Source organism: Janibacter sp. Y6, from assembly GCF_040900765.1.
Lineage (GTDB): Bacteria > Actinomycetota > Actinomycetes > Actinomycetales > Dermatophilaceae > Marihabitans > Marihabitans melonis.
Genome location: NZ_JAKLYZ010000004.1, coordinates 328,799 through 353,712, shown reverse-complemented (window position 1 = coordinate 353,712; position 24,914 = coordinate 328,799). Strand labels below are relative to the sequence as shown.

23 protein-coding genes are annotated in these 24,914 nt (G+C 74.1%); 12 read left to right on the top strand and 11 right to left on the bottom strand.

Annotated features, from left to right (window positions below):
* Window positions 1–55 precede the first annotated feature (55 nt).
* The 3 genes from L6241_RS12030 to L6241_RS12020 all read left to right on the top strand — a co-directional run bounded on the left by L6241_RS12030 (window position 56) and on the right by L6241_RS12020 (window position 1,449).
* Window positions 56–736 carry a TetR/AcrR family transcriptional regulator gene (locus L6241_RS12030; protein ID WP_368246400.1) on the top strand — a complete coding sequence of 227 codons (681 nt, stop codon included), beginning with the start codon at window positions 56–58 and terminating at the stop codon, window positions 734–736.
* Between the two features lie 43 nt (window positions 737–779).
* Complete coding sequence (locus L6241_RS12025) at window positions 780–1,001, top strand: DUF3107 domain-containing protein (protein ID WP_123092362.1); 222 nt, start codon at window positions 780–782, stop codon at window positions 999–1,001.
* Window positions 1,002–1,182: 181 nt separating this feature from the next.
* The gene (locus L6241_RS12020) at window positions 1,183–1,449 is read left to right on the top strand and encodes a GlsB/YeaQ/YmgE family stress response membrane protein (RefSeq protein WP_123092137.1); all 267 of its coding nucleotides are present in this window, start codon (window positions 1,183–1,185) and stop codon (window positions 1,447–1,449) included.
* A 59-nt stretch (window positions 1,450–1,508) separates the two neighbouring features.
* Here the strand turns inward: L6241_RS12020 and L6241_RS12015 are convergent, their stop codons facing one another.
* Window positions 1,509–2,219, bottom strand: a complete 711-nt coding sequence (locus tag L6241_RS12015; RefSeq protein WP_201467515.1) for a ferritin-like fold-containing protein — start codon at window positions 2,217–2,219, stop codon at window positions 1,509–1,511.
* A 207-nt stretch (window positions 2,220–2,426) separates the two neighbouring features.
* Here L6241_RS12015 and L6241_RS12010 point away from each other — a divergent pair, with 207 nt between their 5' ends.
* Complete coding sequence (locus tag L6241_RS12010) at window positions 2,427–4,037, top strand: DEAD/DEAH box helicase (RefSeq protein ID WP_368246397.1); 1,611 nt, start codon at window positions 2,427–2,429, stop codon at window positions 4,035–4,037.
* Between the two features lie 12 nt (window positions 4,038–4,049).
* Window positions 4,050–5,732, top strand: a complete 1,683-nt coding sequence (locus L6241_RS12005) for a glycosyltransferase family 4 protein (RefSeq protein WP_368246396.1) — start codon at window positions 4,050–4,052, stop codon at window positions 5,730–5,732.
* 117 nt (window positions 5,733–5,849) lie between these two features.
* On the opposite strand, the gene L6241_RS12000 is transcribed toward L6241_RS12005, so the two are convergent.
* Genes L6241_RS12000 through L6241_RS11985 form a run of 4 tightly spaced genes read right to left on the bottom strand, consistent with a single transcriptional unit; the run spans window position 5,850 to window position 11,350 of the window.
* On the bottom strand, window positions 5,850–6,452 hold the full coding sequence (locus tag L6241_RS12000) for a hypothetical protein (protein WP_368246394.1): 603 nt from the start codon (window positions 6,450–6,452) through the stop codon (window positions 5,850–5,852).
* 56 nt (window positions 6,453–6,508) lie between these two features.
* A complete protein-coding gene (locus L6241_RS11995) occupies window positions 6,509–8,254 on the bottom strand; it encodes a glycosyltransferase (RefSeq protein WP_368246392.1) in 1,746 nt (581 codons plus the stop codon).
* 58 nt (window positions 8,255–8,312) lie between these two features.
* Window positions 8,313–10,343, bottom strand: coding sequence for a glycosyltransferase family 2 protein (locus L6241_RS11990; protein WP_368246390.1), 2,031 nt, complete (start codon window positions 10,341–10,343; stop codon window positions 8,313–8,315).
* A 2-nt stretch (window positions 10,344–10,345) separates the two neighbouring features.
* Window positions 10,346–11,350, bottom strand: a complete 1,005-nt coding sequence (locus L6241_RS11985; protein ID WP_368246421.1) for an NAD(P)-dependent alcohol dehydrogenase — start codon at window positions 11,348–11,350, stop codon at window positions 10,346–10,348.
* Between the two features lie 180 nt (window positions 11,351–11,530).
* Between L6241_RS11985 and L6241_RS11980 the strand changes: the two genes are divergently transcribed.
* The gene (locus tag L6241_RS11980; RefSeq protein WP_368246388.1) at window positions 11,531–12,922 is read left to right on the top strand and encodes a hypothetical protein; all 1,392 of its coding nucleotides are present in this window, start codon (window positions 11,531–11,533) and stop codon (window positions 12,920–12,922) included.
* Window positions 12,923–13,056: 134 nt separating this feature from the next.
* On the opposite strand, the gene L6241_RS11975 is transcribed toward L6241_RS11980, so the two are convergent.
* The 3 genes from L6241_RS11975 to purU form a co-directional block, all read right to left on the bottom strand.
* Entirely contained in the window at window positions 13,057–13,830 is a 774-nt protein-coding gene (locus tag L6241_RS11975) for a ParA family protein (RefSeq protein WP_068277444.1), read from the bottom strand.
* Between the two features lie 70 nt (window positions 13,831–13,900).
* The gene (locus L6241_RS11970) at window positions 13,901–14,749 is read right to left on the bottom strand and encodes a PHP domain-containing protein (RefSeq protein ID WP_068277442.1); all 849 of its coding nucleotides are present in this window, start codon (window positions 14,747–14,749) and stop codon (window positions 13,901–13,903) included.
* 34 nt (window positions 14,750–14,783) lie between these two features.
* Window positions 14,784–15,665 carry a formyltetrahydrofolate deformylase gene (gene purU, locus L6241_RS11965; protein WP_224766846.1) on the bottom strand — a complete coding sequence of 294 codons (882 nt, stop codon included), beginning with the start codon at window positions 15,663–15,665 and terminating at the stop codon, window positions 14,784–14,786.
* A gap of 140 nt (window positions 15,666–15,805) precedes the next feature.
* Here purU and L6241_RS11960 point away from each other — a divergent pair, with 140 nt between their 5' ends.
* Complete coding sequence (locus tag L6241_RS11960) at window positions 15,806–16,315, top strand: SigE family RNA polymerase sigma factor (protein ID WP_368246386.1); 510 nt, start codon at window positions 15,806–15,808, stop codon at window positions 16,313–16,315.
* Window positions 16,305–17,516: a hypothetical protein gene (locus tag L6241_RS11955; RefSeq protein WP_368246384.1), complete on the top strand. Its 1,212-nt coding sequence runs from the start codon at window positions 16,305–16,307 to the stop codon at window positions 17,514–17,516. Before L6241_RS11960 ends, L6241_RS11955 begins: the two co-directional genes overlap by 11 nt.
* Window positions 17,517–17,519: 3 nt before the next feature.
* On the opposite strand, the gene L6241_RS11950 is transcribed toward L6241_RS11955, so the two are convergent.
* Window positions 17,520–18,311, bottom strand: a complete 792-nt coding sequence (locus L6241_RS11950) for an enoyl-CoA hydratase/isomerase family protein (RefSeq protein WP_368246382.1) — start codon at window positions 18,309–18,311, stop codon at window positions 17,520–17,522.
* Window positions 18,312–18,458: 147 nt separating this feature from the next.
* Here L6241_RS11950 and L6241_RS11945 point away from each other — a divergent pair, with 147 nt between their 5' ends.
* Window positions 18,459–19,514 carry a MaoC family dehydratase gene (locus L6241_RS11945; RefSeq protein ID WP_368246380.1) on the top strand — a complete coding sequence of 352 codons (1,056 nt, stop codon included), beginning with the start codon at window positions 18,459–18,461 and terminating at the stop codon, window positions 19,512–19,514.
* Between the two features lie 158 nt (window positions 19,515–19,672).
* Here the strand turns inward: L6241_RS11945 and L6241_RS11940 are convergent, their stop codons facing one another.
* Window positions 19,673–20,590 (bottom strand): hypothetical protein, encoded by a 918-nt coding sequence (locus L6241_RS11940; protein ID WP_368246379.1) that lies wholly within the window; start codon window positions 20,588–20,590, stop codon window positions 19,673–19,675.
* 280 nt (window positions 20,591–20,870) lie between these two features.
* Between L6241_RS11940 and L6241_RS11935 the strand changes: the two genes are divergently transcribed.
* The 3 genes from L6241_RS11935 (at window position 20,871) to L6241_RS11925 (ending at window position 24,152) form a co-directional block, all read left to right on the top strand.
* Window positions 20,871–21,956, top strand: coding sequence for a hypothetical protein (locus L6241_RS11935; protein WP_368246377.1), 1,086 nt, complete (start codon window positions 20,871–20,873; stop codon window positions 21,954–21,956).
* A gap of 91 nt (window positions 21,957–22,047) precedes the next feature.
* Window positions 22,048–23,538 carry an aminopeptidase P family protein gene (locus tag L6241_RS11930; RefSeq protein ID WP_229299360.1) on the top strand — a complete coding sequence of 497 codons (1,491 nt, stop codon included), beginning with the start codon at window positions 22,048–22,050 and terminating at the stop codon, window positions 23,536–23,538.
* A complete protein-coding gene (locus L6241_RS11925; RefSeq protein ID WP_368246375.1) occupies window positions 23,511–24,152 on the top strand; it encodes a cation transporter in 642 nt (213 codons plus the stop codon). The genes L6241_RS11930 and L6241_RS11925 overlap by 28 nt, the downstream gene beginning before the upstream one ends.
* Here the strand turns inward: L6241_RS11925 and L6241_RS11920 are convergent.
* Window positions 24,149–24,880: a PIG-L deacetylase family protein gene (locus L6241_RS11920; RefSeq protein ID WP_191563700.1), complete on the bottom strand. Its 732-nt coding sequence runs from the start codon at window positions 24,878–24,880 to the stop codon at window positions 24,149–24,151. The two genes, L6241_RS11925 and L6241_RS11920, sit on opposite strands and share 4 nt — an antisense overlap.
* Window positions 24,881–24,914 lie beyond the last annotated feature (34 nt).

The window sequence follows — 24,914 nt, the reverse complement described above, 5'->3', positions numbered from 1 at the left end:
GCGGGGGCTACCCGTGGGTACGATGAGGAGTACGGCTCAGACGCGGGAGGACCCCATGACCAGCACGCCCCACCGGGTGCAGCGGCTGCCGCGCGCGCAGCGCCGAGCCCAGCTCCTGCAGGCCGCCCAGACCGTCTTCGTGCGCAAGGGCTACCACGCCGCCGCGATGGAGGACATCGCCGACGAGGCGGGGGTCTCCAAGCCCGTCCTCTACCAGCACTTCCCCGGCAAGCTCGAGCTCTACCTCGCGCTCCTGGAGAGCGAGTGCGACCGCCTCGAGAGCCTCGTCCTCGAGGCCCTCGACAGCACCGACGACCACAAGGAGCGGGTCTACGCGACGATCGCGGCCTTCTTCGAGTTCGTCGGCGACGAGGGCGAGGCCTTCCGCCTCGTCTTCGAGTCCGACCTCACCGGCGACTCGCGGGTGCGTCATCGCATCGACGCGCTCGAGGCACAGCTCGGCGACGCGATCAGCCACCGCATCGCGCAGGACACCGGTCTGCCCAAGAGCTTCTCCGACCTGCTGGGCGTGACCCTGGCGGGCATGTCGCAGGTCTCCGCCCGGGCGTGGCTCGCGCACAGCGCGACGATCCCGCAGGCCGACGCGGCCCTGGCCGCCGGCCACCTCGCGTGGCGCGGTCTCAGCTCCTACCCGAGCCAGGCGACGCTGCGCGGCGCCGCGGGCACCGAGGCGGGCGAAGGGGGAGCCGCGGGCGGCGGTGACGGCGGCGCCTGACAAGATCGGCTCGTACACCGCACCTGCGAAGAAGGGACCCTCCGTGGAGGTCAAGATCGGCATCCAGAACGTCGCCCGCGAGATCGTCATCGACGCCACGGGCAGCGAGGACCAGATCGTCGCCGCCGTCGAGGCGGCGCTGGGCGGGCAGGCCCTCGACCTGCGTGACGAGCGCGGTCGCCGCGTCGTCGTGCCCGCCGGCGCCCTCGGCTACGTCGACCTCGGCGAGCCCTCGCGCGGCCGAGTGGGCTTCGGCGCCTCCTGACGTCGTCCGCCCAGGTCAGCAGCCTGGCTGACGTCACGGGGCGGCGTCCAGCGGTCTCTCAGGATCCCTGGACGCCGTCCCCGATTTCGTGCCTCAGGTGTCCTAGCATCGAGCGCATGGCCGGGTCTCCGGCCAGTCACCCCCCGGCGCACCCTGCCGGGATCTTGAAAGGAAGGCTCCCATGCTCTGGACCATCATCGTGGCCATCATCGTCGGCGCCATCATCGGTGCCCTCGCACGTCTCGTGCTGCCGGGCCGTCAGTCGATCTCGATGGTCGTCACGATCATCCTCGGCATCCTCGGGTCGCTCATCGGCTCCTGGATCTACGCCTCCCTCGGTGGCGGCGAGACCAACGGCATCGACTGGATCGCCAACGCCATCGGCGTCGTCTGCGCCGCGGCTCTCATCGTCATCTACGGCATGGTCACCGGACGCAAGCAGGTCTGAGCGTCACGAACCTTCGCGAAGGCCCCCGGCTCCCGCCGGGGGCCTTCGTCGTGCCAGGGCTAGGCCGAGAGGCCGAGACGCGCCATGCGCTGCTGGTGGGCGTCGGTGAGCCGCTGCATGATCGCGCCCATCTCGCCGAGGTCGGCACCGGGCCGCGAGTGGCTCTGGCCGAGGATGAGCTCGACGAGCGCCTCGCGGTGCGCCGCGACGAGCTGGCCCTGCGAGAGCGCCTCACCCATGAGCCGGCGCCCCCACAGCGCGAGCGGCCCGGCGAGGTGGCGGTCGGCCCGGATCTGGGCCCGCACCTCCTCGACGATGACGTCGGTGCGCCCGTCGTCGGCCGAGGCCGCGGCGATGATCGCCCGCGACTCGTCGTCGACGAAGACGGAGATCTCGCGGAAGAAGTCGTCGGCGATCCCGTCGCCGATGTAGGCCTTGACGAGCGCCTCGGCGAGGTTGCGCGGCGCGGTGCGCGCGTGGAAGGAGTCGAAGGCCTCGACGAAGGGGGACATCGCGGCGACGGGGTCGGCGCCGAGGGCGCGGATGTGCCCGACGAGCAGCTCGTGGCTGTGGAACTCGCCGACCGCCATCCCGGCGACCGCGGTCTTGAGGCGCAGGTCGTCGGTGAGCTCGCTGTCGGCCGCCATCCGGGTGAAGCCCGACATCGTGCCGTAGGCGATCGCACCGAGGAGGTCGACCACCCCTTCGCGCTCTCGCTCGCCGAGGTGCGCTCCGGCGCTCGCGGCGCTCGTCGAGGGGCTGTCGCTCATGAGACTTCAGCGTAGTCGTCGTCTCGGGGGCAGGCGGCTACCATGGGAGGGACCACGGTGCCCGGTCGGCACGCATCTTCTCGCCGGTCCGCGACGGACCGGCAGGCGGCGCCCAGCACGACGCCCCGCCCGCAGACCTCCGATCGGCCCGCCACGACGGCGTGACCCCACGTGCCCGCCGCTGATCGAGAGACCTCTGCACACCACATGAGCGACATCACCGAGCAGACCCCTGCCGCGACCGAGCCCGAGACCCTCCCCACCGTGGAGGAGACGGTCGAGCCGGTGGCGCAGGACGCCCCGCAGCCCACCTTCGCCGACTTCGGCGTCCACCCCGACATCGTCGCGAGCCTCGCCGACGGCGGGATCATCCACCCCTTCCCCATCCAGGCGATGACCCTGCCCGTGGCCCTCGGCGGCCACGACATCATCGGCCAGGCCAAGACGGGCACCGGCAAGACCCTCGGCTTCGGCGTCCCGATCCTCGACGGCATCGACACCGAGACCGACGACACCCGCCCCCAGGCCCTCGCCGTCGCCCCCACCCGTGAGCTCGCCGTCCAGGTCGCCAGCGACCTCGAGAAGGCCGGCAAGCGCCGCAGCATCAAGGTCCTCACCGTCTACGGCGGCCGGGCCTACGAGCCGCAGATCGAGGCGCTGCGCGAGGGCGTGCACGTCGTCGTCGGCACCCCGGGCCGGCTCATCGACCTCGCCCAGCAGAAGCACCTCGACCTCTCCGCCGCGCGCACCGTCGTGCTCGACGAGGCCGACGAGATGCTCGACCTCGGCTTCCTGCCCGACGTCGAGAAGATCATGGCGATGACCCCCGCGGGCCGCCACACGATGCTCTTCTCCGCGACGATGCCGGGCGCGATCGTCGCGCTCGCGCGTCGCTACATGAACCAGCCGACCCACATCCGCGCGATGACGGAGGACGGCGAGGACCGTCAGACCGTCAAGGCGATCGAGCAGTTCGTCTACCGCGCCCACGCGATGGACAAGGTCGAGATGCTCGCCCGCGTCCTGCAGGCCAAGGACCGCGGTCTGACGATCATCTTCAGCCGCACCAAGCGCACCGCCGCGAAGGTCGCCGACGAGCTGACCGACCGTGGCTTCGCCGCGGCCTCGATCCACGGTGACCTCGGCCAGGGCGCCCGCGAGCAGGCGCTGCGCGCCTTCCGCAACGGCAAGGTCGACGTCCTCGTCGCGACCGACGTCGCCGCCCGCGGCATCGACGTCAGCAACGTCACCCACGTCGTCAACTACCAGTGCCCCGACGACGAGAAGACCTACGTCCACCGCATCGGTCGCACCGGTCGCGCCGGCAACACCGGCGTCGCGGTGACGCTCGTCGACTGGGACGACATGACGAAGTGGTCGGTCATCAACCGTCAGCTCGACCTCGGGATCCCCGAGCCCGTCGAGACCTACTCCTCCTCGCCGAACCTCTACGAGGACCTCGACATCCCGCAGGGCGCGAAGGGGCGTCTGCCCCGGGCCCAGCGCACCCGCGAGGGCCTGTCGGCCGAGGTCCTCGAGGACCTCGGCGAGACCGGCAAGTCCGGCGGTCGTCGCCCCCAGGGCGGTCGTGACGGCGGTCGCGGTCGCGACGGCGGGCGCGGCCGTGGCGAAGGGGGTCGTGGCGACGGTGGCCGTGGCGATGGCGGTCGTGGTCGTGGCTCCCGCGAGGGCGGGGAGCGCCGCGAGGGCGCCTCGGCGTCCGGTGAGGGCGCCCCGCGCCGCAACCGCAACCGTCGCCGCACCCGCGGCGGGCAGGACGGCCAGACGAGCACGGGCTCGGCCCCGGCCCAGGGCTGAGGACTGCCGCCGGTGCCCTCGGGCCCTCGCGCCCGACGGGCGCTCACCAGTGCTGCGCGACGCGGGTACCGCGTCGCGCAGCGGCTGCGTCCGCGGGCGAGCGCGTCCGACGGCCGCCCGGCCGCGTCGGTGTGCGCCGAGCTCGAGGCGCTGACGCAGGAGGGCCGCGGTGACGCCGCGGTCGCCCTCGTGCGCCGTGAGCTCGACGCGCTGGGCCGCGACGTCGTCTTCCTCGACCTCGCCCGCCGCGCCGCGTCGCGCGCCGGGGAGCCGACGCTCCAGCTCGAGGTCGTCCGCGCACAGCTCGCCGCGACCTCGCGGCTCGAGGCACCGGTCCGGGCGCGCCTCGAGCGCGCCCGCCGGCAGGTCGAGGGCCGGCTGCGCGAGACCGACCCGTCGTGGGCGCCGGGCGTGCCCGCCGAGGTCTTCAGGAGCGCCGTCGAGCTGCTCGACCGCGCCCGCGCCGAGCGGGGCGAGGGTCTCCCCCTTCGCCCGGCTCACCTGCTGAAGATCGCGCTCCCCCAGCGCCAGTCCGGCTACTCCGTGCGCACCCGGTACAACCTCGCGGCCCAGGTCGAGGCCGGGCTTGACCCGGTGGCGGTCACCGCGCTCGACTTCGCCGCCGAGGACGACTCGCCGCAGGACGTCCACGGCGTGCCGCACCACCACCTCCGGCGCGCCGAGGTGCCGGTGCACGAGACCCACGACGAGCACCTCGACGCGTACGCCCGCGCGCTCGCGCCGGTCCTCGCCGGTCTCGCCCCCGACCTGCTGCACGTGCACTCCGGCGGCCGCGGGTACGAGGCCGCGCTCGTCGGCGGCGCCGTCGCCCAGGCCCTCGGTCTGCCGTGGGTCTACGAGGTGCGCGGCTTCTTCGAGGCGACGTGGAGCCCGGACCCCGAGCACGCCGAGGGGGCCGAGACCTACCGGCGCCGGCGCGCGGCCGACACCCGCGCGATGCTCGCCGCCGATGCCGTCGTCACCCTCTCGGAGTCGATGCGCAGCGACATCGTCGGTCGTGGGGTGCCGGCCGAGCGGGTGCACGTCGTGCCCAACGGCGTCGACGCGCAGGCCTTCTCGCCGCGCGAGCGGCGCCCCGAGCTCGTGCAGCGCTACGGGCTCGAGGGCCGCTTCGTCTTCGGCTACGTCTCCAACCTCGACCACTACCGCGAGGCGCAGGAGCTGCTCGTCGACGCCGCGATGGCGCTGCGGGCGAAGGGGGTCGACGCCACCGCGCTCGTCGTCGGCGACGGGCAGCGAAGGGCCGAGGTCGAGGCGCACGCCGCGGCCGTCGGCGCGGGCGACGCCGTCGTCTTCACCGGGCGGGTCCCGCACGACGAGGTCCTCGACCACTACGCGCTCATGGACGTCTTCGTCGTCCCGCGCGTCGACGAGCAGGCCGCCCGGCTCGTCACCCCGCTCAAGCCCTTCGAGGCGATGGCGGCGGGTCTGCCCGTCGTCGTCTCCGCCCTGCCCGCGCTCACGGAGATCACCGGGGCGGGTGCGCGCGGCGAGTCCTTCCCCGCCGGCGACGGCACCGCGCTCGCCGACGTCCTCGCCCGGCTGCACGCCGACCCCGCGCGGCGGGCCGAGCTCGCCGCAGCCGGTCGCGAGTGGGTGAGCACGCAGCGCTCGTGGAGCGCCAACGGCCCCCGCTACCAGGCCGTCTACGACGCCGTCCTGCGCGACCGCTGACCCCGCCGCTCCCCCTTCGCCCCGGGCTACGAAACCCTGCTGGCTGCCCTTCGACGAGCCGGGACCCTTTCGAAAGGGTCCTGACTGATCAAGAGGCAGCCAGCAGGGTCTTGTACGTCAGGGGGTCTTGTCGAACACCGGGTCGCAGTCGACGTCCTTCGCCGAACCGACGTAGGCGCACACCGTGTGCCGCAGCTCGAAGGTCTGGACGTGCTCTTCGCCGTCGACCTCGTACGTCACGTGCATGGCCCGCAGCCGCGACGGCCCCGCCCGATCCACCGTGAGGCCGAGGACCGGGGTCCACCCGACCTCACCTCGGGGCAACGGGCCGGCGGGCAGGCCCGAGTGGTAGTGCTCACGAGTCCCCTTGATCTCCTCGAAGAAGGACTCGGGCGGGAAGTCGGTCGTCACCATCCCTCGCATCGGGCTGCGGGTGTCGATCCACCCGACCCCGAGCAAGGTCATGCTCTCGTCGGCATCCACGGTCACGTCGGTCACGGTGACGGGTCCCCGGTCGGGGTCGGCGACGAGGTCACTCAGGGACCAGGACATCGGGACACCTGCCTCGGCGGTGACCGAGACCCAGTTCTCGCTGTCACCGGACCCCATCGACAGGGCGTCGGCGGGCCCCTCACGCCACTGCGCGGTGGCCCACCAGCCCAGACCGGCGACGAGCACGAGGGCGACGACGGCCAGGGCCGCGACGACGGGACGCTTCATGCCCGGACGCTAGCGGCGCGAGAGACCCGTCGCAGCCCGTCGGCGCAGACGCGCCGTCAGACGTCGACGTGCTCGCGCGGGTCGCCGTAGAAGGCGACGCGCCCCGAGGCGTTCATGAAGCGCGCGTCCTCGATCGTCCACGTGTGCGCGTGCCGGTCGGTCCCCCGGATCGACACGTAGCCGAAGCGGTCCGAGGAGTACGTGCGCATCCCCGCCGCCTGCACCCGGTCGAGCAGGTCGGTGTCGACGGCCCGCGGCAGGTCGGAGAAGCGCAGCCGCCGCATGACCTCGCCCTCGACGAGGATCGAACCGCCCTGGACGAGCCGTGTGTACCGGTGCTCGTCCTTGGGGAAGCGCAGGACGACCGCGCCGCTGCTGCGCAGCCACGTGTAGTGGCACCACTTGCCGACGACCTGCGCGCCGGAGACGGCGAAGGCGTCGACGAGGTCGGTGAGGTAGTACCGCCCGTAGTAGTTGTCGTCGTCGACCTTCGCGACGTAGCGCCCGTCCGCGGCGTCGACGCCGAGGTTGAGGCAGGCCCCGAGCGTGAGGTCGGAGCGGGCCTGGCGCACGACGACGTCCTCGATCCCGCGGTCGCGCATCATCGCCTCGACCTCGGCGGGACGGTCGTCGAGACCGTGGAGCACGAGGACGAGCTGGACGTTGCCGTGCTGAGTCTCCACCTGCCGGGCGATGTTGTCGGCGACGGTCGTCAGCTCGTGCGACCTGTTCGTCGACACGACGGCGCTCACCCCGCGGTCGCCGCACACACCGAGCGGGGTGCGCCGGGGCGGGTCGACGAGACCGGCGAGCCGGGAGATCGAGCTCACCCGGTCGGCGAAGGTGTGCCCGGCGCGGGCTGCGCGACCGGCGACGAGACCGGCCCGGTCGACGAGCTCGTCCTGCCACAGCGCGGCGACGACCTGCTGACGCATCGCGTCGTCGCCCTCGGCGACCGCGACCCCTTCGGCGATGTCGGCGGGCAGCCGGTCGGCGGCCTCGGGGGTGGCGAGGACGGGCGTGCCGGAGGCTGCGGCCTCGACGACCTGCCACCCCACCTTCGGCCGGTCGGCGACGACGGCGAGCGACCGGTAGTGGGCGAGCATCGGCCGGTCGCCGTCGGGCGCGGAGGCCGAGCCCTGGGCGCCGAGGACGTCGAGACGGGTCGGCTGCGCCGGCGCGAGCCGCGCCACGTCGTAGCCGGGGTCCCCGGTGATCGCGACGGCCTGCTCGCGCCGGCGGGCGGGCCCGGTGCGGGCGGGCGAGTGGACGAAGGGGTCGGCAGCCGGCCCGAGATGGGTGACCTCGCCGCCGAGCTCGGCGGCGTAGGCGGCGACGGCCTCGGCGTCGTCGACGGCCACCCGCAGCCGCGGGTCCGCCTCTCGAAGTCGCTGCAGCGCACGGGCGCCCGCCATCTCGACCTGGCTGCCCGTCACCCAGGCCACGACGGGGATCCCGCAGCCGTGGGCGGCGGCGGCGAGCCGGACCTGGTCCTCGAGCGGCGCCTGCGCCGCGACCTCGCTGCTCGCGTCGACCTCGAGGAGCACGACGTCAGCCCCGACGACCTCGTCCTGCAGCCGCAGCAGGGGCGCGAGCCCGCGACGGACCCGCTCCCCGGCGTGGACGACGGCCCGCGGTGCGCTGGCGCGCGGTGCCGGCACCTCCTCGTCAAGGGGCGCCGCGACGAGCGCGTGCCGGGCGCGGGCCGCGCGGGCCGCGCGCTGGTCGGCCGTCGCGTCACCGACGAGGCGTCGTGCCCGCTGCACGGGTCGCCGCAGGCTCGTCGACAGGTCCTTGGCCATCATGCTCCTCGCACGCGTGAGTGCCGCCCGGTCCCGGGCAGGCGGTGGTCACAGGATGTCAGGTGCCCTGGCGCACCTGGACCGCGACCTCGTCGCGGGCGGCGGCGGCCGGCACCCACCGCGGGGCGGGCACCCCCCACGTCGCGAGCTCGTCCTCGACGGCGGCCCGGGTCCACGCCAGGGTCACCCGGTGCGTGTGCGCGCCGTCGGGCTCGCCGACGAGCACCGCCCCGGCGCTGACGAGCGGTGCCGGGCGTCCCGCGACGGCGACCTCGGGCGTGCGCACCCACACGACGACGGCCTCGACGGCCTCCTCGGGGTGCACCTGCGTGATCGTCCCGGCATCGACGAGACGCCGCACCGCGGCCTGCAGGCCCTTGCGGTACAGGCGCATCCGCGCGGGGTTCTCCCGGTGCAGGAGCGCGACGCGCAGACCGCCGGCGGCGAGGGCCTCGAGATCAGCGGCGAGCGATGCCGGGTCGACCATCGTGTCGGCCGCGTCGTCGACGACGAGGACGTCGACGCGTGGGTGCGGTGCGTCGCTCGTCCACGCGCGCGGGGCGGCGAAGGGGGCCCGCTCGCCCAGGGTGACGGGCTCCCCCTTCGGCAGGGTGCGGTGCCACGCCTTGTACGCGGAGCGGTAGGCCAGGCGGCCGCCGACGCCCCACCCGACGCCGAAGTCGGCGCGCGACAGCGACCCGGGCCGCAGCCGCGTGAGCTGCAGCGCCGGCTCGACCGTCGGTGGCTCGACCCCGGTGACCGCGACGACCCGCGCGTCGTACTCGCTGTCCGCGCTCTTGCGGACCTCGTCGAAGGGGCCGACGAGGGTCAGGGTCGAGCGGCGCAGCATCGGGCCGGCGGCGTTGTGCCGCACGGCGGGGTAGCCGGGCCAGGCGAGGTGGAGCCGGTCGTCGCCGCGCAGGGCGAGCGAGCGGGTCATCGGCAGGTCGGGGTCGGCGAGGAGCGGCAGCAGCGCGCGCTCGACCCGCTCGGGGTGGATCCAGTCGTCGGCGTCGAGGAAGGCGACGTACTCCCCCGTCGACGCCGCGACGCCCTCGTTGCGTGCGCGGTAGGCGCCGCCGTTGCTCTCCCGCGTGACGACCCGGGCCCGCGGGTGCAGCGCCGCCGCCCGCGCGATCGTCTCGGCGTGCTCGGGGCCCGAGGCGTCGTCGACGACGACGACCTCGACCTGCGGCCAGGTCTGGTCGAGCAGGGCGCGCATCGCCGTCGTCAGCCACGGACCGGGGCGGTAGGCGGTGACGACGACGCTGACGAGCGGCAGCACGGCGGGGTCGCCACCGGCCTCGCGGACCCGCGCGGGCAGACCCTCGCGCAGCACGGCGAGCTCGGCCGGGTCGGGACCGACCCGGTCCAGCACCGGCAGCTCCTCGAAGGCCGCGACCGCCCCTGCGCCGACGACGTCGGCGAGCTCGTCGTCGTCGAGCAGCCGCGGCACGAGCATCCCCGCCTCGCGCCACCGGCGGGTGACGCCGGACCACCAGGTCGCCTCGTCGCCCCCCAGGTCGGGGTGCGCGAGATCGGTCTCGAGGTCGGCCCGCTCGTCGTCGGAGAGGGTCGTGAGCAGGGCGAGCTCGCGGCGCAGCCGCTGCTCGCCCGGCCCGGCGACGACGAGCGGCCCCGGCTCGGCCGCGCCGCGCATCCCGCGCAGGAGCGCGTGGGCGTAGAGCAGCGCCTGGCGCCCGGTGAGCTGGTCGGCCGCGCCGTCGGCGACGAGCCGCGAGACGACGTCGACGCCTGCCCGGACGTCCTGCCCGTCGTCGCCGACGAGGAGCAGCTCGGCGTGCCCGGCGCGCCAGCTCGGCGACCCGGTGCGCTCGGCGAGGAGACCGGCGACGTCGCGCAGCAGCGCCCCCTTCGTCCGCAGACCCGTCGCGACGACGTCGTCGACACCGATCTGCTCACCCGCCCGGGCGTACGCGGCGAGCAGCGGGTCGACGTCGCCGAGGCGCGTCGGGCGCAGCCGTGCCCGCAGCGGCTGGAGCACCCGTCGTCGCGCGGCGGGGTCGCCGCTGACGACGGCTCGGACCCCTCCCGCGGCGAGGGTGCGGGCGCGCTGCAGGCTGGCCACGCTCAGGCGGGGTTGATGGTGGAGGTGTCGATGACCGCGCGGTAGCGCACGTCGCCGGCGACGACACGCTCGTAGGCGGCGTCGACCGCGGTCGTGTCCGTGGCGTCGACGTGCTCGACCGTGGCGGCGATGCCGTGCTCGGCGCAGAAGTCGAGCATCTCCTGGGTGTCGGGGATCCCGCCGATGTTCGACCCGGCGATCGCCTTGTTGCCGACGATGAGCGAGCCGGGCGCGACGACGAGGTCGCCCGGGGGCAGCCCGACGTTGACGAGCGCGCCCTGGGGACGCAGCAGGCGCACGTAGTCCTTCATGTCGAGATCGGCGCTGACGGTGTTGATGATGAGGTCGAAGGAGCCCTTGGCCGCGCGGAGCGCACCCTCGTCCTTCGTCGCGATGTGCGTGCTCGCCCCGAGGTCCTTCGCGTCCTGCGCCTTGGCGTCCGAGCGGCTGATCGTCGTCACCTCGGCACCCATCGCCGCGGCGATCTTCACCGCCATGTGGCCCAGGCCGCCGACGCCGACGACGGCGACCCGACGACCCGGCCCGGCCCCCCAGCGCTTGAGCGGGACGTAGGTGGTGATCCCGGCGCACAGCAGCGGGGCGGCGACGTCGAGCTCGATCGCGTCGGGGACCCGCACGACCATGCTCTCGCTGACGACGACCTGCTGGGCGTAGCCGCCCTGAGTGATCTCGCCGTGGTAGTCCTTCGCGTTGTACGTGCCGACGGCACCGCGCTCGCAGAACTGCTCGTCGCCGTTCTTGCACTGCTCGCACTCGTGGCAGGCGTCGACGAGGCACCCGACACCCACGCGGTCGCCGACCGTGTACCGGGTGACGGCGGCACCGACCGCCGCGACGGTGCCGGCGATCTCGTGGCCGGGGGTCATCGGGTAATGCGCGGGGCCCCACTCGTCCCGCACGGTGTGGATGTCGGAGTGGCAGATGCCGGCCCACGCGATGTCGATGAGGACGTCGTCTTCACGCAGCGCGCGACGCGGCAGACGCACCGCCTCGAAGGGGGCCCCGGCGGACGGGGTGGACAGCGCCGCCGTCTCGAAGGGGGTGCTGCCGTCGCGCTGGTCGGTGGTGGCCGAGCTGCTCACATGTGCCTCCTGGTCTCGCTCGCGGGGAGGGCTCCCCGCATCACGTCATCGTGACACGGCGCGGGCTGTGCCAGGGTGTGCGGGGTGAGCAGGTGGGGACGGGCAGCAGCGGTCGTGGCGCTCTCGACGGGAGCGCTCGGGCTCTCGGGGTGCGGCGACAGCGCTCCCGAGCGCGCGGCCCAGCTCAAGAGCGACCTCCAGGGGGTCCAGGGGGTCGCCTCGGTGGAGACGTCGACACCGAGCACCGGCCTCAGTCGCGCCGTCGAGGCGGAGGTGACCCTGTCCGGCGATCTCGACCGCGCCGCCTACGAGCGGGTCGCGCAGGCCTACCAGGACTTCCGCGACGGCGACAGCAAGGGGATCTTCGGCAGCGAGGCCCAGGTGAGCGTCATCAGCGGCGAGGACAGCGCCCAGGTGCCCCGCGAGGCGGACGACCTGCCCCGCGCCGCCGGCTACGTCGAGCGGCTGTCGGGCGAAGGGGACCCGGTCACCGGCTTCGAGCTGCTGTGGTCGACGCGGCCCCGGATGAGCGTCATGACCGACGACCCGATGGCGACGATGCGCTCGCTGGCCACCGGCGACCGGGCCCTGCAGGGCGGCGGCGACCACCCGGTGCGCCTCACGACGACGACCAGCGGCACCGACGGCGACCTCGATCTCGAGGTCGAGCTCGGCACCCCGGGCATCGGCGGCCTGCTCGACGAGGTCGAGCAGGCTCGGGGCGCCCTGGAGAGCAGCGACCTCAGCCCCGTGCTCCGGCTGCGCGACGACGCGCTGACCGTCGAGATCGGTGGGGGCGGCACCTCCGGCGTGGTCACGCCGCAGCGGGTGCTCGACACGCATGACGACGTCGCGCGGGCGGTCTGCCCCGACGTCACGCTGACGACCGCGAGCGGCGCCTCCCGGATCTTCGGCTGCGTGGACACCCAGCCCATGCACACCGCGCTCGACGGGCTCGGCGACGTGGAGCCGACCAGCCTGCGCAACCGGGACCGCGACCGCGGCCGGCTCACCATCGCGCTGGGCTCGCCGGACGACCTCGCGAGCGCGGCCACCGCCGACCTCGGCGACGGCGACGTCGTGCTGTCCTCGGGCACCGGCACCAACGGCACCGTGAGCGTCGGGGGCACGGCGTCGCAGCGCTCCAGGCTCGCGCCGCTCGCCCTCGCCGCGCACGCCCCCGGTCTGCACGTCACGGCCGGCAGCGCGTCGGAGCACGACGGCGTCGACCTCGCGATCCGCGGGCGCCTGGGCGACCCGCAGACCACCTTCCGCGCGATGCGCGACGCCGGGTGGGAGGGGGACGTCGTCCTGGGCTACCGGTCCTTCGGCCGCGACCGCTCCGAGCTGCGCTGGCGCAGCAGCGCGACCGGCCCGGCCGTCGACATCGGCCCGCTCGACGGCGACGCCGACGGCAAGCGGATCTCCGACCAGTCCCAGCGCGTCATCGACGCCTGGGACGCCAGCGCCGGCTGACGCCATCCCGCCCGAGATCCTGGCACCCGCGCTGGTTGCAACCCGAGCGCGTGCCGGCTTCTCGAGAGGAAGACCCGAGATGATGGCACCCGCGCTGGTTGCAACCCGGGCGCGTGCCGGCTTCTCGAGGGGGTCTAGAGGCGGGGCAGGAGCGACGCGGCGACGTCGCGGTAGGCCTGGGCGCCCTTGCTCGTGCGGGCCGTGTCGAGGACCGAGCGACCGATGGCGGGGGCCTCGGCGAAGCGCACGGTGCGCGGGATCGGCGGGCTGAGCACGGGCAGGCCGTAGCGCTCCCCGAGGTCGGCGAGCACCTCGCGGGCGTGGTTGGACCGGCCGTCGTACATCGTCGGCAGGATGCCGATGACCTCGAGCTTCTTGTTGAGCAGGCGGCGCACGTCGCGCACCGTGTCGAGCAGCTGGCCCACCCCGCGGTGGCTGAGCATCTCGGCCTGCATCGGGATGATGAGCCCGGTGCTCGCGGTGAGCGCGGCGAGGGTGAGCACGCCCAGGCTCGGGCTGCAGTCGAGCAGGACGACGTCGTAGTCGGCGCGCACCTCGTCGATGACGGAGGAGAGGACGAACTCACGGCCGGGCTTGGTGAGCAGCTGCGCCTCGGCCCCGGCGAGGTCGATCGAGGCGGGCAGCAGGTCGATGCCCTCGCCGGCCTCGACGAGCGCGTCACCGATCTCGGCCTGGCCGAGGACGACCTCGTGGGTCGAGAGCTCGACGACGTCGGGGTCGATGCCGAGGCTGAAGGTCAGGCTCGCCTGGGGGTCGAGGTCGATCAGCAGCACCCGCTTGCCGTGCTCGGCGAAGGCTGCGGCGAGGGAGGCGACGGTGGTGGTCTTCGCGACGCCGCCCTTCTGGTTGGCGACAGCGATGATCGCGGCCTTCTTCTTGCGTGGCACGGGCTTCCTCCGGGTGCGGGCTCGGTCGGGGGACCGCGGCCATCGTCTCAGGCCGGGGTGCCGATCGGGGTCAGGCCCGCAGGACCGCGACGGGGCTGCTGGCGAGAGCCTCGACACGTGCGAGCGACTCGGCAGAGGTCGTGTGCTCGGCGAGCCGGTTGGGCTTGCCGTCGCCGTGGAAGTCGCTGCTGCCCGTCGGGACGAGGTCGAGCTCGGCGGCGAGGTCGGCGGCCAGGGCCCGCCCGGCGTCGTCGTGGTCGCGGTGCATGACCTCGATGCCGCTCAGCCCGCCGGCGGCGAGCTCGCGGACGTCGTCGGCCCCGATGACGCTGCCGCGGGTGATCGAGAAGGGGTGGGCGAGCACGGGCACCCCGCCCGCCTCGCGCACGAGCCGCACCGCGTCGGCGGTCTCGAGGGAGAAGTGGCGCACGTAGTACGGGCTGCCGTTGTAGAGCCAGCGCCCGAAGGCCGCGCTGCGGTCGGGCACGACCCCCTTCGCCACGAGGACGTCGGCGATGTGCGGGCGGCCGGGCGTCGTGCCCGGCACGAGGAGGGCGTCGACCTCGGGCCAGCTGATGTCGATGCCGTCGGCGGCCATGAGCTCGACCATCTCGCGCAGCCGCGGCAGCCGGTCGTCGACGACCCGCTCCATCGCGGCCCGCAGCTCGGGGTGGTCGCGGTCGAAGAGGTAGGCGAGCAGGTGCACGCTGCGACCGCCGTGCTTCGTCGACAGCTCGGCGCCGCGGACGAGTCCCACGCCGTGCTGCGCGGCCGCGTCGGCCGCCTCGTCCCACCCGGCCGTCGTGTCGTGGTCGGTGAGGGCGATGACGTCGAGCCCGCCCTCGGCGGCCTGGGCGACGAGCGACGTCGGGGAGTCCGTGCCGTCGCTGACCAGGCTGTGGGTGTGCAGGTCGATCACGGCGCCAGCCTACGGGCTGGCCCCGACAGCGAGGTCAGCTGAAGACGACCGTCCGCTCGCCGTGGAGCAGGACCCGCGACTCGGCGTGCCAGCCGACGGCACGGGCGAGGACCCGCGCCTCGACGTCGCGCCCGGCGGTGACGAGCGCGTCCGGCGCGAGGCGGTGGTCGACCCGTGCGACGTCCTGCTCGATGATCGGCCCCTCGTCGAGCTCGGGGGTGACGTAGTGCGCCGTCGCGCCGATGAGCTTGACCCCGCGCCGGTGCGCCTGGTGGTAGGGCTTGGCGCCCTTGAAGGACGGCAGGAAGGAGTGGTGGATGTTGATGACCTGTCCGGCCATCCGCCGCGCCAGCCCGTCCGAGAGCACCTGCATGTAGCGGGCGAGCACGACGAGCTCGACGTCGTGCTCGTCGACGATCTCGAGCAGCCGCGCCTCGGCCTCGGGCTTGGTCTGCGCGGTCACCGGCACGTGGTGGAAGGGGATGCCGTAGCTCGCGGCCAGCCCCTCGAGGTCGCGGTGGTTGGAGACGATGGCGGGGATCTCGACCTGCAGCGACCCGGTGCTCTGGCGGAAGAGCAGGTCGTTGAGGCAGTGGCCGAAGCGGCTCACCATGACGAGGGTGCGCAGCGGCCGACGGGCGTCGTGCATCTGCCACGTCATCGCGTGGCGCTCGGCGACCTGCGCGAAGTCCTCGCGCAGCTGCTCCAGGCCCACTCCCCCTTCGTCCGCGAAGTCGACGCGCATGAAGAAGTCACCGGTGAGGGTGTCGCCGTACTGCTGGCTCTCGGTGATGTTGCCACCGCGCTCGAAGACGAACCCGGAGACGGCGGCGACGAGACCGGGCCGGTCGGCGCAGGCCAGGGCGAGGACGACATCGGTCGTCGGGGCGGGCGAAGGGGTGGCCGGTGCGGTCACGGATGGGTCTCCTCGGGCGGGTGGTCGGGCCATTGTGCGGGCCGACGCGGCAGGATGCCACGGCATCTCAACCTTCTGGCCGGTCGCCACGTCGTAGAGGTGAGCAGGCCAGACCGGGCCGAGGACGAAGGGGTGAGCGCATGGGCATCCGAGCCGCAGGCGCCGTCGAGGCGGAGTTCGCGGACTTCGTCCGCGAGGCGTCGCCCCGGCTGCTGCGCACCGCGTACTGGGTGTGCGGCGACGCCCACCAGGCGCAGGACCTCGTGCAGTCTGCGCTGGAGAAGGTCTACCTGCGCTGGTCGCGGCTGCGAGGTGGCGACCCCGTCGCCTACGCCCGGCGCTGCCTGGTCAACGAGCACACCGACACGTGGCGGCGCCGCCGCCGCGAGTCGCTCACCGAGGCGCCGGCCGACCGGCCGGTCACCGACGCGGAGCCCGAGGACACCCGGGCCCTGCACCGCATGCTCGCCACGCTCGCACCGCGCGAGCGCCAGGCCGTCGTGCTGCGCCACTACGTCGGTCTCAGCGAGGCGGAGACGGCGCAGACGCTCGGCTGCTCGGTGGGCACCGTGAAGAGCAGCTGCTCGCGCGGCCTGGCCCGGTTGCGCGAGCAGACGACGCAGGAGGAGGGGACCAGCCGTGCGCAGTGACACCGACACCCGAGGACCCGGTGGGGGCGACTTCGGGGAGGGCGACCTCGAGGCGCTCTTCCACGCGGCGCCCGTGCCCGACATGGGCGTCGACACCGGAGCCGTCGTCGCCGGGGCCCGTCGTACCCGGACCCGCCGCCGCGTCGCCGCCGTCTCCGGCGTCACCGCCCTCGCGCTCGTCGTGGGCGGGGCCTGGCTCGGGCTGCCCGGGAGTCGCGACCGCGCGAGCACCGACCCCGCCGCCCCGACGTCGACGAGCGCGTCGACGGCACCCGTCCGCACGACGCTGGAGGGGGCAGACATGTATTTCGAGGGGTCCCGGGTCCCCGGCGTCACCTACGACCTCCGGCTCGACCCCGGTGCGGGAGCCGACGGCTCGGACCGGGTGTCGGTGGCCGGCGGAGGCCACCGCACGCAGGTCGACCTGCGGGCCGACGAGGTCGTCGGGACCTCGGGAGCCGACGGCTCGGACCGGGTGTCGGTGGCCGGCGGAGGCCACCGCACGCAGGTCGACCTGCGGGCCGACGAGGTCGTCGGGACCGCCGGTGTGACGCGGCGCCTGGGCCCACGGGACTACGTCGTCGTCGCAAGCACCTCGGTGGACGGCGTGACCATCCAGCGACGAGCCGACGACGACCTCGAGGGCGGCTCGACGACCGGCTGGGCCGAGCTGGGCCACAGCGGCCTGCGCGTCTTCGCCGTCCGCTTCGACCGCACGGTCCGGGCCGCCGACGTCGTCGGCACCCTGACCTACGACGGGTCGGCCCACCGGGTGCTCTCGGCACTCCCCGACGGTCGGCCCGGTCCGGCGCAGTCGGCACCGGTGCCCGGTCACGACGCCGTGCTCTACGTCGACGAGGCCCTTGGGGTGATCGGGGCCGAGGGAGGCGTCGGGGGCGTCAGCGCGCCTCTGACAGGGACCGACGACCTCGTCGCGCTGTCCTGGGGCGACGGCACGGCGATGCGCGCCGCCGGCGTCTTCCCCGAGGGCGCCGACGCGGTGTCGGCGACGGCACGGTGGAGCGCGCCCGGCGGGTCGGGCGGCGAGGCGGACGCCGTCATCGTCACCCTGTCGGGCGGCCGCCGGGCATGGTTCGCCGAGCTCCCGTCGCCCGACCTCGACCGACGCGCCACCGCCTCCCTCAGGTGGACCGACGCCGACGGCGTCGTCCACGGAGGAGGCGGTGACCAGCGTCGCTGACCCTCACCCCAGGCCGGGCCACCGGGGCGCGCGCTTCTCGGCGAAGGCGCGCACCCCTTCGGCCCGGTCGGCGCTGAAGGCGGTGTCGTGCCAGCGCGCGTCCTCGACGTCGAGGCCCTCGTCGAGAGGCAGGTCGAGCCCGACGCGCATCGCGGCCTTGGCGTTGCGGACCCCGATCGGCGAGTGCCGGGCGATGCCCGCGGCGAGCTCGAGGGCCCCGTCGCGCGCGTCCTGCACGACCCGGTCGGCGAGCCCGATCCGGTAGGCCTCCTGCGCGTCGAGCCGGCGGGCGGTGAAGACGACGTCGGCGGCCCGCGACCAGCCCACCCGGCGGGCGAGCAGCTGGGTGCCACCGGCACCGGGGATCACCCCCACGGAGACCTCCGGGAGCGCGAAGACCGCCCCCTCCCCGGCGACGATGAGGTCACAGGTGAGCGCCAGCTCGCATCCCCCGCCCATCGCGAAGCCCCCGACGGCCGCGACCGTGGGCACGGGCAGGTCGAGCAGCGCGCGGTAGGCCACCCGGTTGCCGGGCCGCTGCGCCCGCAGCTCGTCGTCGCTCAAGCCGTTGCGCTCCTTGAGGTCAGCACCGACGCAGAAGGCCTTCGGGTGGCTCGAGGACAGGACGACCGTGCGCACCGAGGTGTCGTCGCGCAGCTCCTTGCCGGCCTCGCGCAGCGCGGTGGCCATCGCCGTCGAGACGGCGTTCATCGCCTCCGGCCGGTCCAGGACCACCTCGACCACGCCGTCGTCGTGGCGCTCGAGTCGGATGAGGGGCGTCGTCGCACTCGTCATAGGGCACTTCTAGCAGGTCCGGGCCGACCGCCCGACGGGGCGGGCGGGTCCCCCTTCGCGCTGTAAGACGGCTCACGAAGGGGTGAGCGGCCCGCCGACCCGGTGCGAGGATGACCGCCGCACCCACCCCCGCCCGAGAGGTCATGCATGTCCACCAAGACGGTCGCCGGCAACTACTTCGAGGACTTCGCGGTCGGGCAGGAGATCGTCCACGCGACGCCGCGCACGGTGACCGAGGGCGACATCGCGATGTACACGGCGCTGTACGGGTCGCGCTTCGCCGCGACGAGCGCGTCGACCGTCGCCGCCTCGATGGGCCTGGAGCGGATGCCGGTCGACAGCCTGCTCGCCTTCCACCTCGTCTTCGGCAAGACCGTGCCCGACATCTCGCTCAACGCCGTCGCCAACCTCGGCTACGCCGGGGGACGCTTCGGGGTGCCGCTCTACCCGGGTGACACGGTGAGCACCCGCAGCACGGTCATCGGCCTCAAGCAGAACAGCAACGGCCGCACCGGTGTCGTCCACGTGCGCTCGGTGGGCACGAACCAGCACGGCGAGACCGTCCTCGACTACGTGCGCTGGGTGATGGTGCACAAGCGCGACGTCGACGCCCCGGCGCCGGAGACGGTCGTGCCGGAGCTGCCGGGTGCGGTCGCCCCGGAGGACCTGCACGTCCCCTTCGAGATCGCGACGGGGGCCTACGACACGGTCCTCGCCGGGTCGCCCCACCTGTGGGACGACTACGAGGTCGGCGAGCGCATCGACCACGTCGACGCGATGACCGTCGAGGAGAGCGAGCACATGCTCGCCACCCGGCTCTACCAGAACACCGCGAAGGTCCACTTCAACCAGCACGCGCAGTCGGCGACGACGATTGGCCGGCGTCTCGTCTACGGCGGGCACGTCATCAGCCACGCGCGGGCACTGAGCTTCAACGGGCTCGCCAACGCCCAGATGATCGCGGCGATCAACGCGGGGACCCACGCGAACCCGACCTTCGCGGGAGACACGATCTACGCCTGGTCGGAGGTGCTCGACGTCCTCGAGCTACCCGGGCGCACCGACGTCGGCGCCCTGCGGCTGCGCACGGTCGCGACGAAGGACCTCCCGTGCGCCGACTTCCCCTACCGCGGCGAGGACGGCCGCTACCTCCCTCAGGTCGTCCTCGACCTCGACTACACCGTCCTCGTCCCCCGCCGCTGACCAGGCCGCCCCGCTGGTCGAGGTGCGAGCGCCAGCGAGCCTCGAGACCACGCAGAGCCCACGAGACCGGCTCGGCCGCCGCGCACCGGGAAACCCGCCACGGGCCGGGACAAATCTCGGTCCCCGCCGGGTTTCCCGGTCCGGGGCGGTGTGCCCGGTCAGTCGGAGCGGACGAGCGCGGCGGAGATGAGCTGGGCGACCCGCAACGGGTGGTCCAGGTCCGACCAGACGAGGCGGACGACCTCGAGACCGAGCGAGCGAAGGGAGTCCTCGCGCCGCTTCTCGAGGACGAGGGCCTCTCGCCCCTGGGCGCCCTCGTACTTCACCAGGCCGTCGAACTCGACGACGACCTTGCCCGACACGAGGAAGTCGACCCGACCCACGAGCCGGCCGTCGGGACCGCGCACGTCGACCTGGCTCTCGAAGGGCACCCCCATGTCGGTGAGCAGGAGACGGGTCCGCGTCTCGCCGGGTGACTCGCTGGCGGGGTCGGCCAGGGCCAGCACCGAGCGCGCCCTCTCACGGCGAAGGGGGCCCGAGGCCCGGCGCTCGAACGCCTCGGCGACCTCCTCCCTCGTGCACACGGACGTGCGCAGGGCGTGGTCCAGCGGCACGAGTGCCGCGGCCACCCCGGCCTCGAGACCCACCTGCGCGACCGCCACGGCGACCGGCACGCAGCGCACGCCGCCGGCCGGGACCGGGTTCTCACCGGTCCGCGACGGGTGGAGCCGCACCCCGTCGCGGTGACGGAGGCGGTCGACCTCCACGACGAGGTCGACCCTGCTCAGGTCGACCCCCCAGAGGGGCAGACCGTGCAGCGCCAGGGCGGCCTGGTGCGAGGCGCTCGACCTCGGTCGACCGAGCATCACGGCTCGCGCCCGTAGCGCCAGACGCGCCTCGGGGGTCGCTGCCGACCAGATCTCGCCGGCGACGTAGGCGTCGCGCCGAACGCGGACGAGCTCTCCACGTCGCACCAGCCCGGCGAGATCGGCCTCGCTCGTCTCGCACCGGCGCGCCTGCGTGGAGGTGCACACCCCTGCCTGCCCGATCATCAGCGCCTGGAGCCGTGTGTTCATCCCGCCATCGTGGCGAGGGACGCGACGACGACCGCGGCGTCATCCACAGGCCCGCGCCGGGCAACCCTGCGCGGACCGGGACGTCGGGCACGCCCCGGGACATGTCCCGGTCCGGGGCGGGCATCCCGGTCCGGGGCGGACGTCCCGGTCCGGGACGGGTGACCCGGTCTGCGGCATGAGTCCCGACCGTGACATCACACCCGACAACCGACTCGTCGTGACCGGAGTCAGAAGGGCAGAGCCACCGCAGGGGCTGGCTCACCTCAGGGGAGGACCCACCATGACCCGCACCACCGCCCGCCGGGCCGCGCTCGTCGTCGCCACCGCCGCGCTCGTCGCACCCGTCGCCACCTCGGCCCAGGCCGCCGTCGGCGCGGCGCCCACCGCCTCGCCCGGCTGGAGCGTCAGCGCCCACCTGCCGACCGGGTCACCGTCGTGGCGCGGCCAGGACCTCGTCCTGTCGAGCCCGGGCGGCACCTCGAAGACCGTCCTCGGCCGGGTCGGTCGGGGCGAGCGCGTCGTCGACGTCTCCGCCGACGGGCGCCGCGTGCTCACCGTGGACCGTCGCGGCGGCGACCCCCGGGTCATCGCCCACGACACGGCGACGGGGACGCGCTCCACCTTCGCCGTCTCGAAGCTGGAGCAGGTCCGGTACCTCGACGCCGCCGGGTCGAAGGTCGTCGTCGTCCGCGGCTGGGAGGAGACCGAACGCGTCGTCGAGGTCCGCAGCCCCGGGGGCACCCTCGTGCGCACGCTGCACACCCCCCGCCGCGGCACCCTGGACGCGCCGAGCGTCATCAGCACCCCTGACGGCTCGAAGGTCGTGCTCAACCGCTCCGGCCGTCTGCGCAGCCTCGACGCGAGGACCGGCGCCACCATCAGCACGCTCTCCGGCCGCACGGGCTACTCTGCGTGCGCCCCGACCCGCTGGTGGGGCACGAGCGGGCTCGTCGCGACGTGCTCGGTGACGAGCGGGTCGCTCCGGGGCACCGAGCAAGTGCTGCGCGTCCCCTTCGTCGGCACCTCCTCGCGGGTCACGACGACGACGGGCGGCATGGGCATCGGGTGGATGGACGCCTGGGCTCACCCGAAGGGGACGGTCGCGCTGAGCATCAACGGCTGCGGCCCGGCCACCGCCCACCGCCTCACCGCGGGCGAGCCGGAGATCGCGCTCGGCGTCCCGAGCGACCACACCGAGGTCCAGACGGTCGTCGGCGACGGCCTCTACCACCTCGCCAGCGGCGCCAGCTGCGGCGGCCCCGGCACGGTCCGCCTCGCCCGCCACGACCTGTCGACCGGCCGCAACACGACGGTCCTCGGTGGCGGCACCGTGAGCAGCGTCGCCGTCGTCGACATGTACCAGTGACACGAGGCGAAGGGGGACCCGGCCGCGTGCAGTCGGGTCCCCCTTCGCCGTCGCCGGGTGCCCTGACGGCGGGTCGTGCCACGATGGGCCGGTGAGCGAAGAGCAGACCAAGCCCGAGAACCGCGCCCGCCCGACCACTGACGAGTTCCGCACCTTCGTCGCGCAGGGCTGGGCCCCGCGCTCGACGCAGCTGCCGGAGCTGACCGAGGCGGCCCGCCGCGCCGCCGTGCGCCGCGACGAGCTGTCGGCCGCCTTCCCCGGCGACCGCCTCGTCATCCCCGCCGGTGGCCTCAAGGTCCGCTCCAACGACAGCGACTACGTCTTCCGCCCGCACACCGCCTTCGCCTACCTCACCGGTCTCGGTGCGGACCGCGAGCCCGACGCGGTGCTCGTCATGGAGCCGACGGAGCAGGGCGGGCACGAGGCCGTCCTGTACTTCCGCCCGCTGGCCGGCCGCGACACCGAGGAGTTCTTCGGCGACTCGCGCTACGGCGAGTTCTGGGTCGGTGCCCGGCCGAGCATCGAGGACGTCGAGGCCGAGCTGGGCCTCACCGGTGCGCACGTCGACGGCTTCGCCGACGCGGTCGGCAAGGACGCGGGCGCCGTCACCGTGCGCGTCGTGCGCGACGCCGAGGCCAGCCTCACCGCGCGCGTCGACGAGCTGCGCACCCAGAACGGCGCGCAGCCCGAGGCCCTCACCGCCGCCGACGACGAGCTCGCCCACCGCGTCTCGACGATGCGCATGGTCAAGGACGACTGGGAGCTCGGGCAGATGCAGGACGCCGTCGACGCGACCCGCGTCGGCTTCGACGCCGTCATCGCCGAGCTGCCGACCGTCGCCGAGCGCGGCCGCGGCGAGCGCTGGGTCGAGGGCGTCTTCGGCCTCCACGCCCGCCACCAGGGCAATGGCGTCGGCTACGACTCGATCTGCGCCGCCGGCGACCACGCCAACACCCTGCACTGGATCAAGAACACCGGCGACATCGCCCCCGACGAGCTGCTCCTGCTCGACGCCGGGGTCGAGGTCGACAGCCTCTTCACCGCCGACGTCACCCGCACCCTGCCGATCAACGGCACCTTCACCGACGCGCAGCGCGAGGTCTACGACGCCGTGTGCGACGCGCAGCAGGCCGGCATCGACGCGATCCGCCCGGGCGCGAAGTTCTCCGACGTCCACGCCGCCGCCATCCGGGTCATCGCCGAGCGCCTCCACGGCTGGGGCCTGCTCCCCGAGGGCGTCTCCGTCGAGGACACCCTCGACACCGAGCACGGCCAGTACCACCGCCGCTGGATGGTGCACGGCACGAGCCACCACCTCGGTCTCGACGTCCACGACTGCGCGCTTGCCACCCGCGCCGAGTACATGGACGCCGAGCTCGCTCCCGGCATGGTCCTCACCGTCGAGCCCGGCCTGTACTTCAAGGCCGACGACCTCCTCGTCCCGGAGCGCTTCCGCGGCATCGGGGTGCGCATCGAGGACGACGTCGTCGTCACCCAGGACGGCTCGCGCAACCTCACCGGCGAGTGGCCGCACACCTCCGCGGAGGTCGAGGCGTGGATCGCCGAGGTGCAGGGGCGCTGACCGGCACGGCCGACAGGGCCCGGCTGCGCCGGGTCGTCCTCGTCGTCGCCGGGCTCAACCTCGCGTACTTCGTCGTCGAGGCCGCGGTCGCCCTCGCGGCGGGGTCGGTGGCGCTGCTCGCCGACAGCGTCGACTTCCTCGAGGACGCGTCGATCAACCTGCTCGTCGCGCTGGCGCTGGGCTGGCCGCTGGCCCGCCGAGCGGCCGCGGGCAAGGCGATGGCGGCGGTCATCCTCGTCCCCGCGCTGGTCGCGGGGTGGCAGGCCGTGCAGCGCGTCGGCGACCCCGTCGCGCCGGATGCGGGCCCGGTCGTCCTCGCCTCGCTCGGCGCCGTGGTCGTCAACGGGGTGTCTGCGTGGCTCCTGCTCTCGTGGCGCAGCCACGGGGGCTCGCTGAGCCGGGCGGCCTTCCTGTCCGCGCGCAACGACGTGCTCGTCAACCTCGCGATCATCGCGATGGCAGCGCTCACCGTCGCGACCGGCTCCGGCGTGCCGGACCTCGTCCTCGGCTGCGCGATCATCACGCTGGCCCTGCACGCCGCCCACGAGGTGTGGGAGGCCAGCGAGGTCGAGCGTCTCGACGCGCGGGCGCTGACCGGCGAGCCGATCGGCTAGCGGGTGAAGACCTCGAGCAGCAGCGCGTGCGTGATGTCCGGGTCGCCGAGACGCTCCGCTCCCCCGCCGAGCGAGCCCTCGACGATCTCGCGCGGGCTGGGGAAGCTCTCCGGCAGCGCCGCGTTGTAGAGCCGGTGCTCCTCGAGCGACTCGACGGCCCGCTCCGCGTACCCGGTGACGTCGACGTAGTGCGTCGCCTCGGGCGAGGCGGCGAAGGCGATCATCCGCACGTGCCAGGGCTCGAGACCGTCGGCGGCCAGCTCGGGGTGGATCCACCTGTTGCCCGCGTCGGCGCAGGCGTCGATGACGGCCTGGCCCACGGCGCGGTGGTCGGCCTGGTTGAGCTGACCGGGGCCGAAGACCTCGTGCCGGTTGAGGCTGACGACGAGATCGGGCCGGGTCCGACGGATCTGCTCGGCGACGAGCCGGCGAAGGGGGATCCCGTACTCGATCGTGCCGTCGGCGAGATCGGCGAACTCGACCCGGTCGACGCCGACGACCGCGGCGCTCGCACGCTCCTCGTCGGCGCGCGCCGGAGCCGCGTCGACCGGGTCCATGCCCTCGATCCCCGCCTCGCCGCGGGTGAGCAGGTAGTACGAGACGTCCTTGCCGTCGTCGGTCCAGCGGGCGACCGCGGCGCTCGTGCCGTACTCGATGTCGTCGGGGTGGGCGACGACGCACAGGACCGTCTCGATCCCGTCCTCGTCCAGGGGCTGCAGCTCGCTCATGCCGCCAGCGTAGGGATCCCGCTCGTCCGGCGAG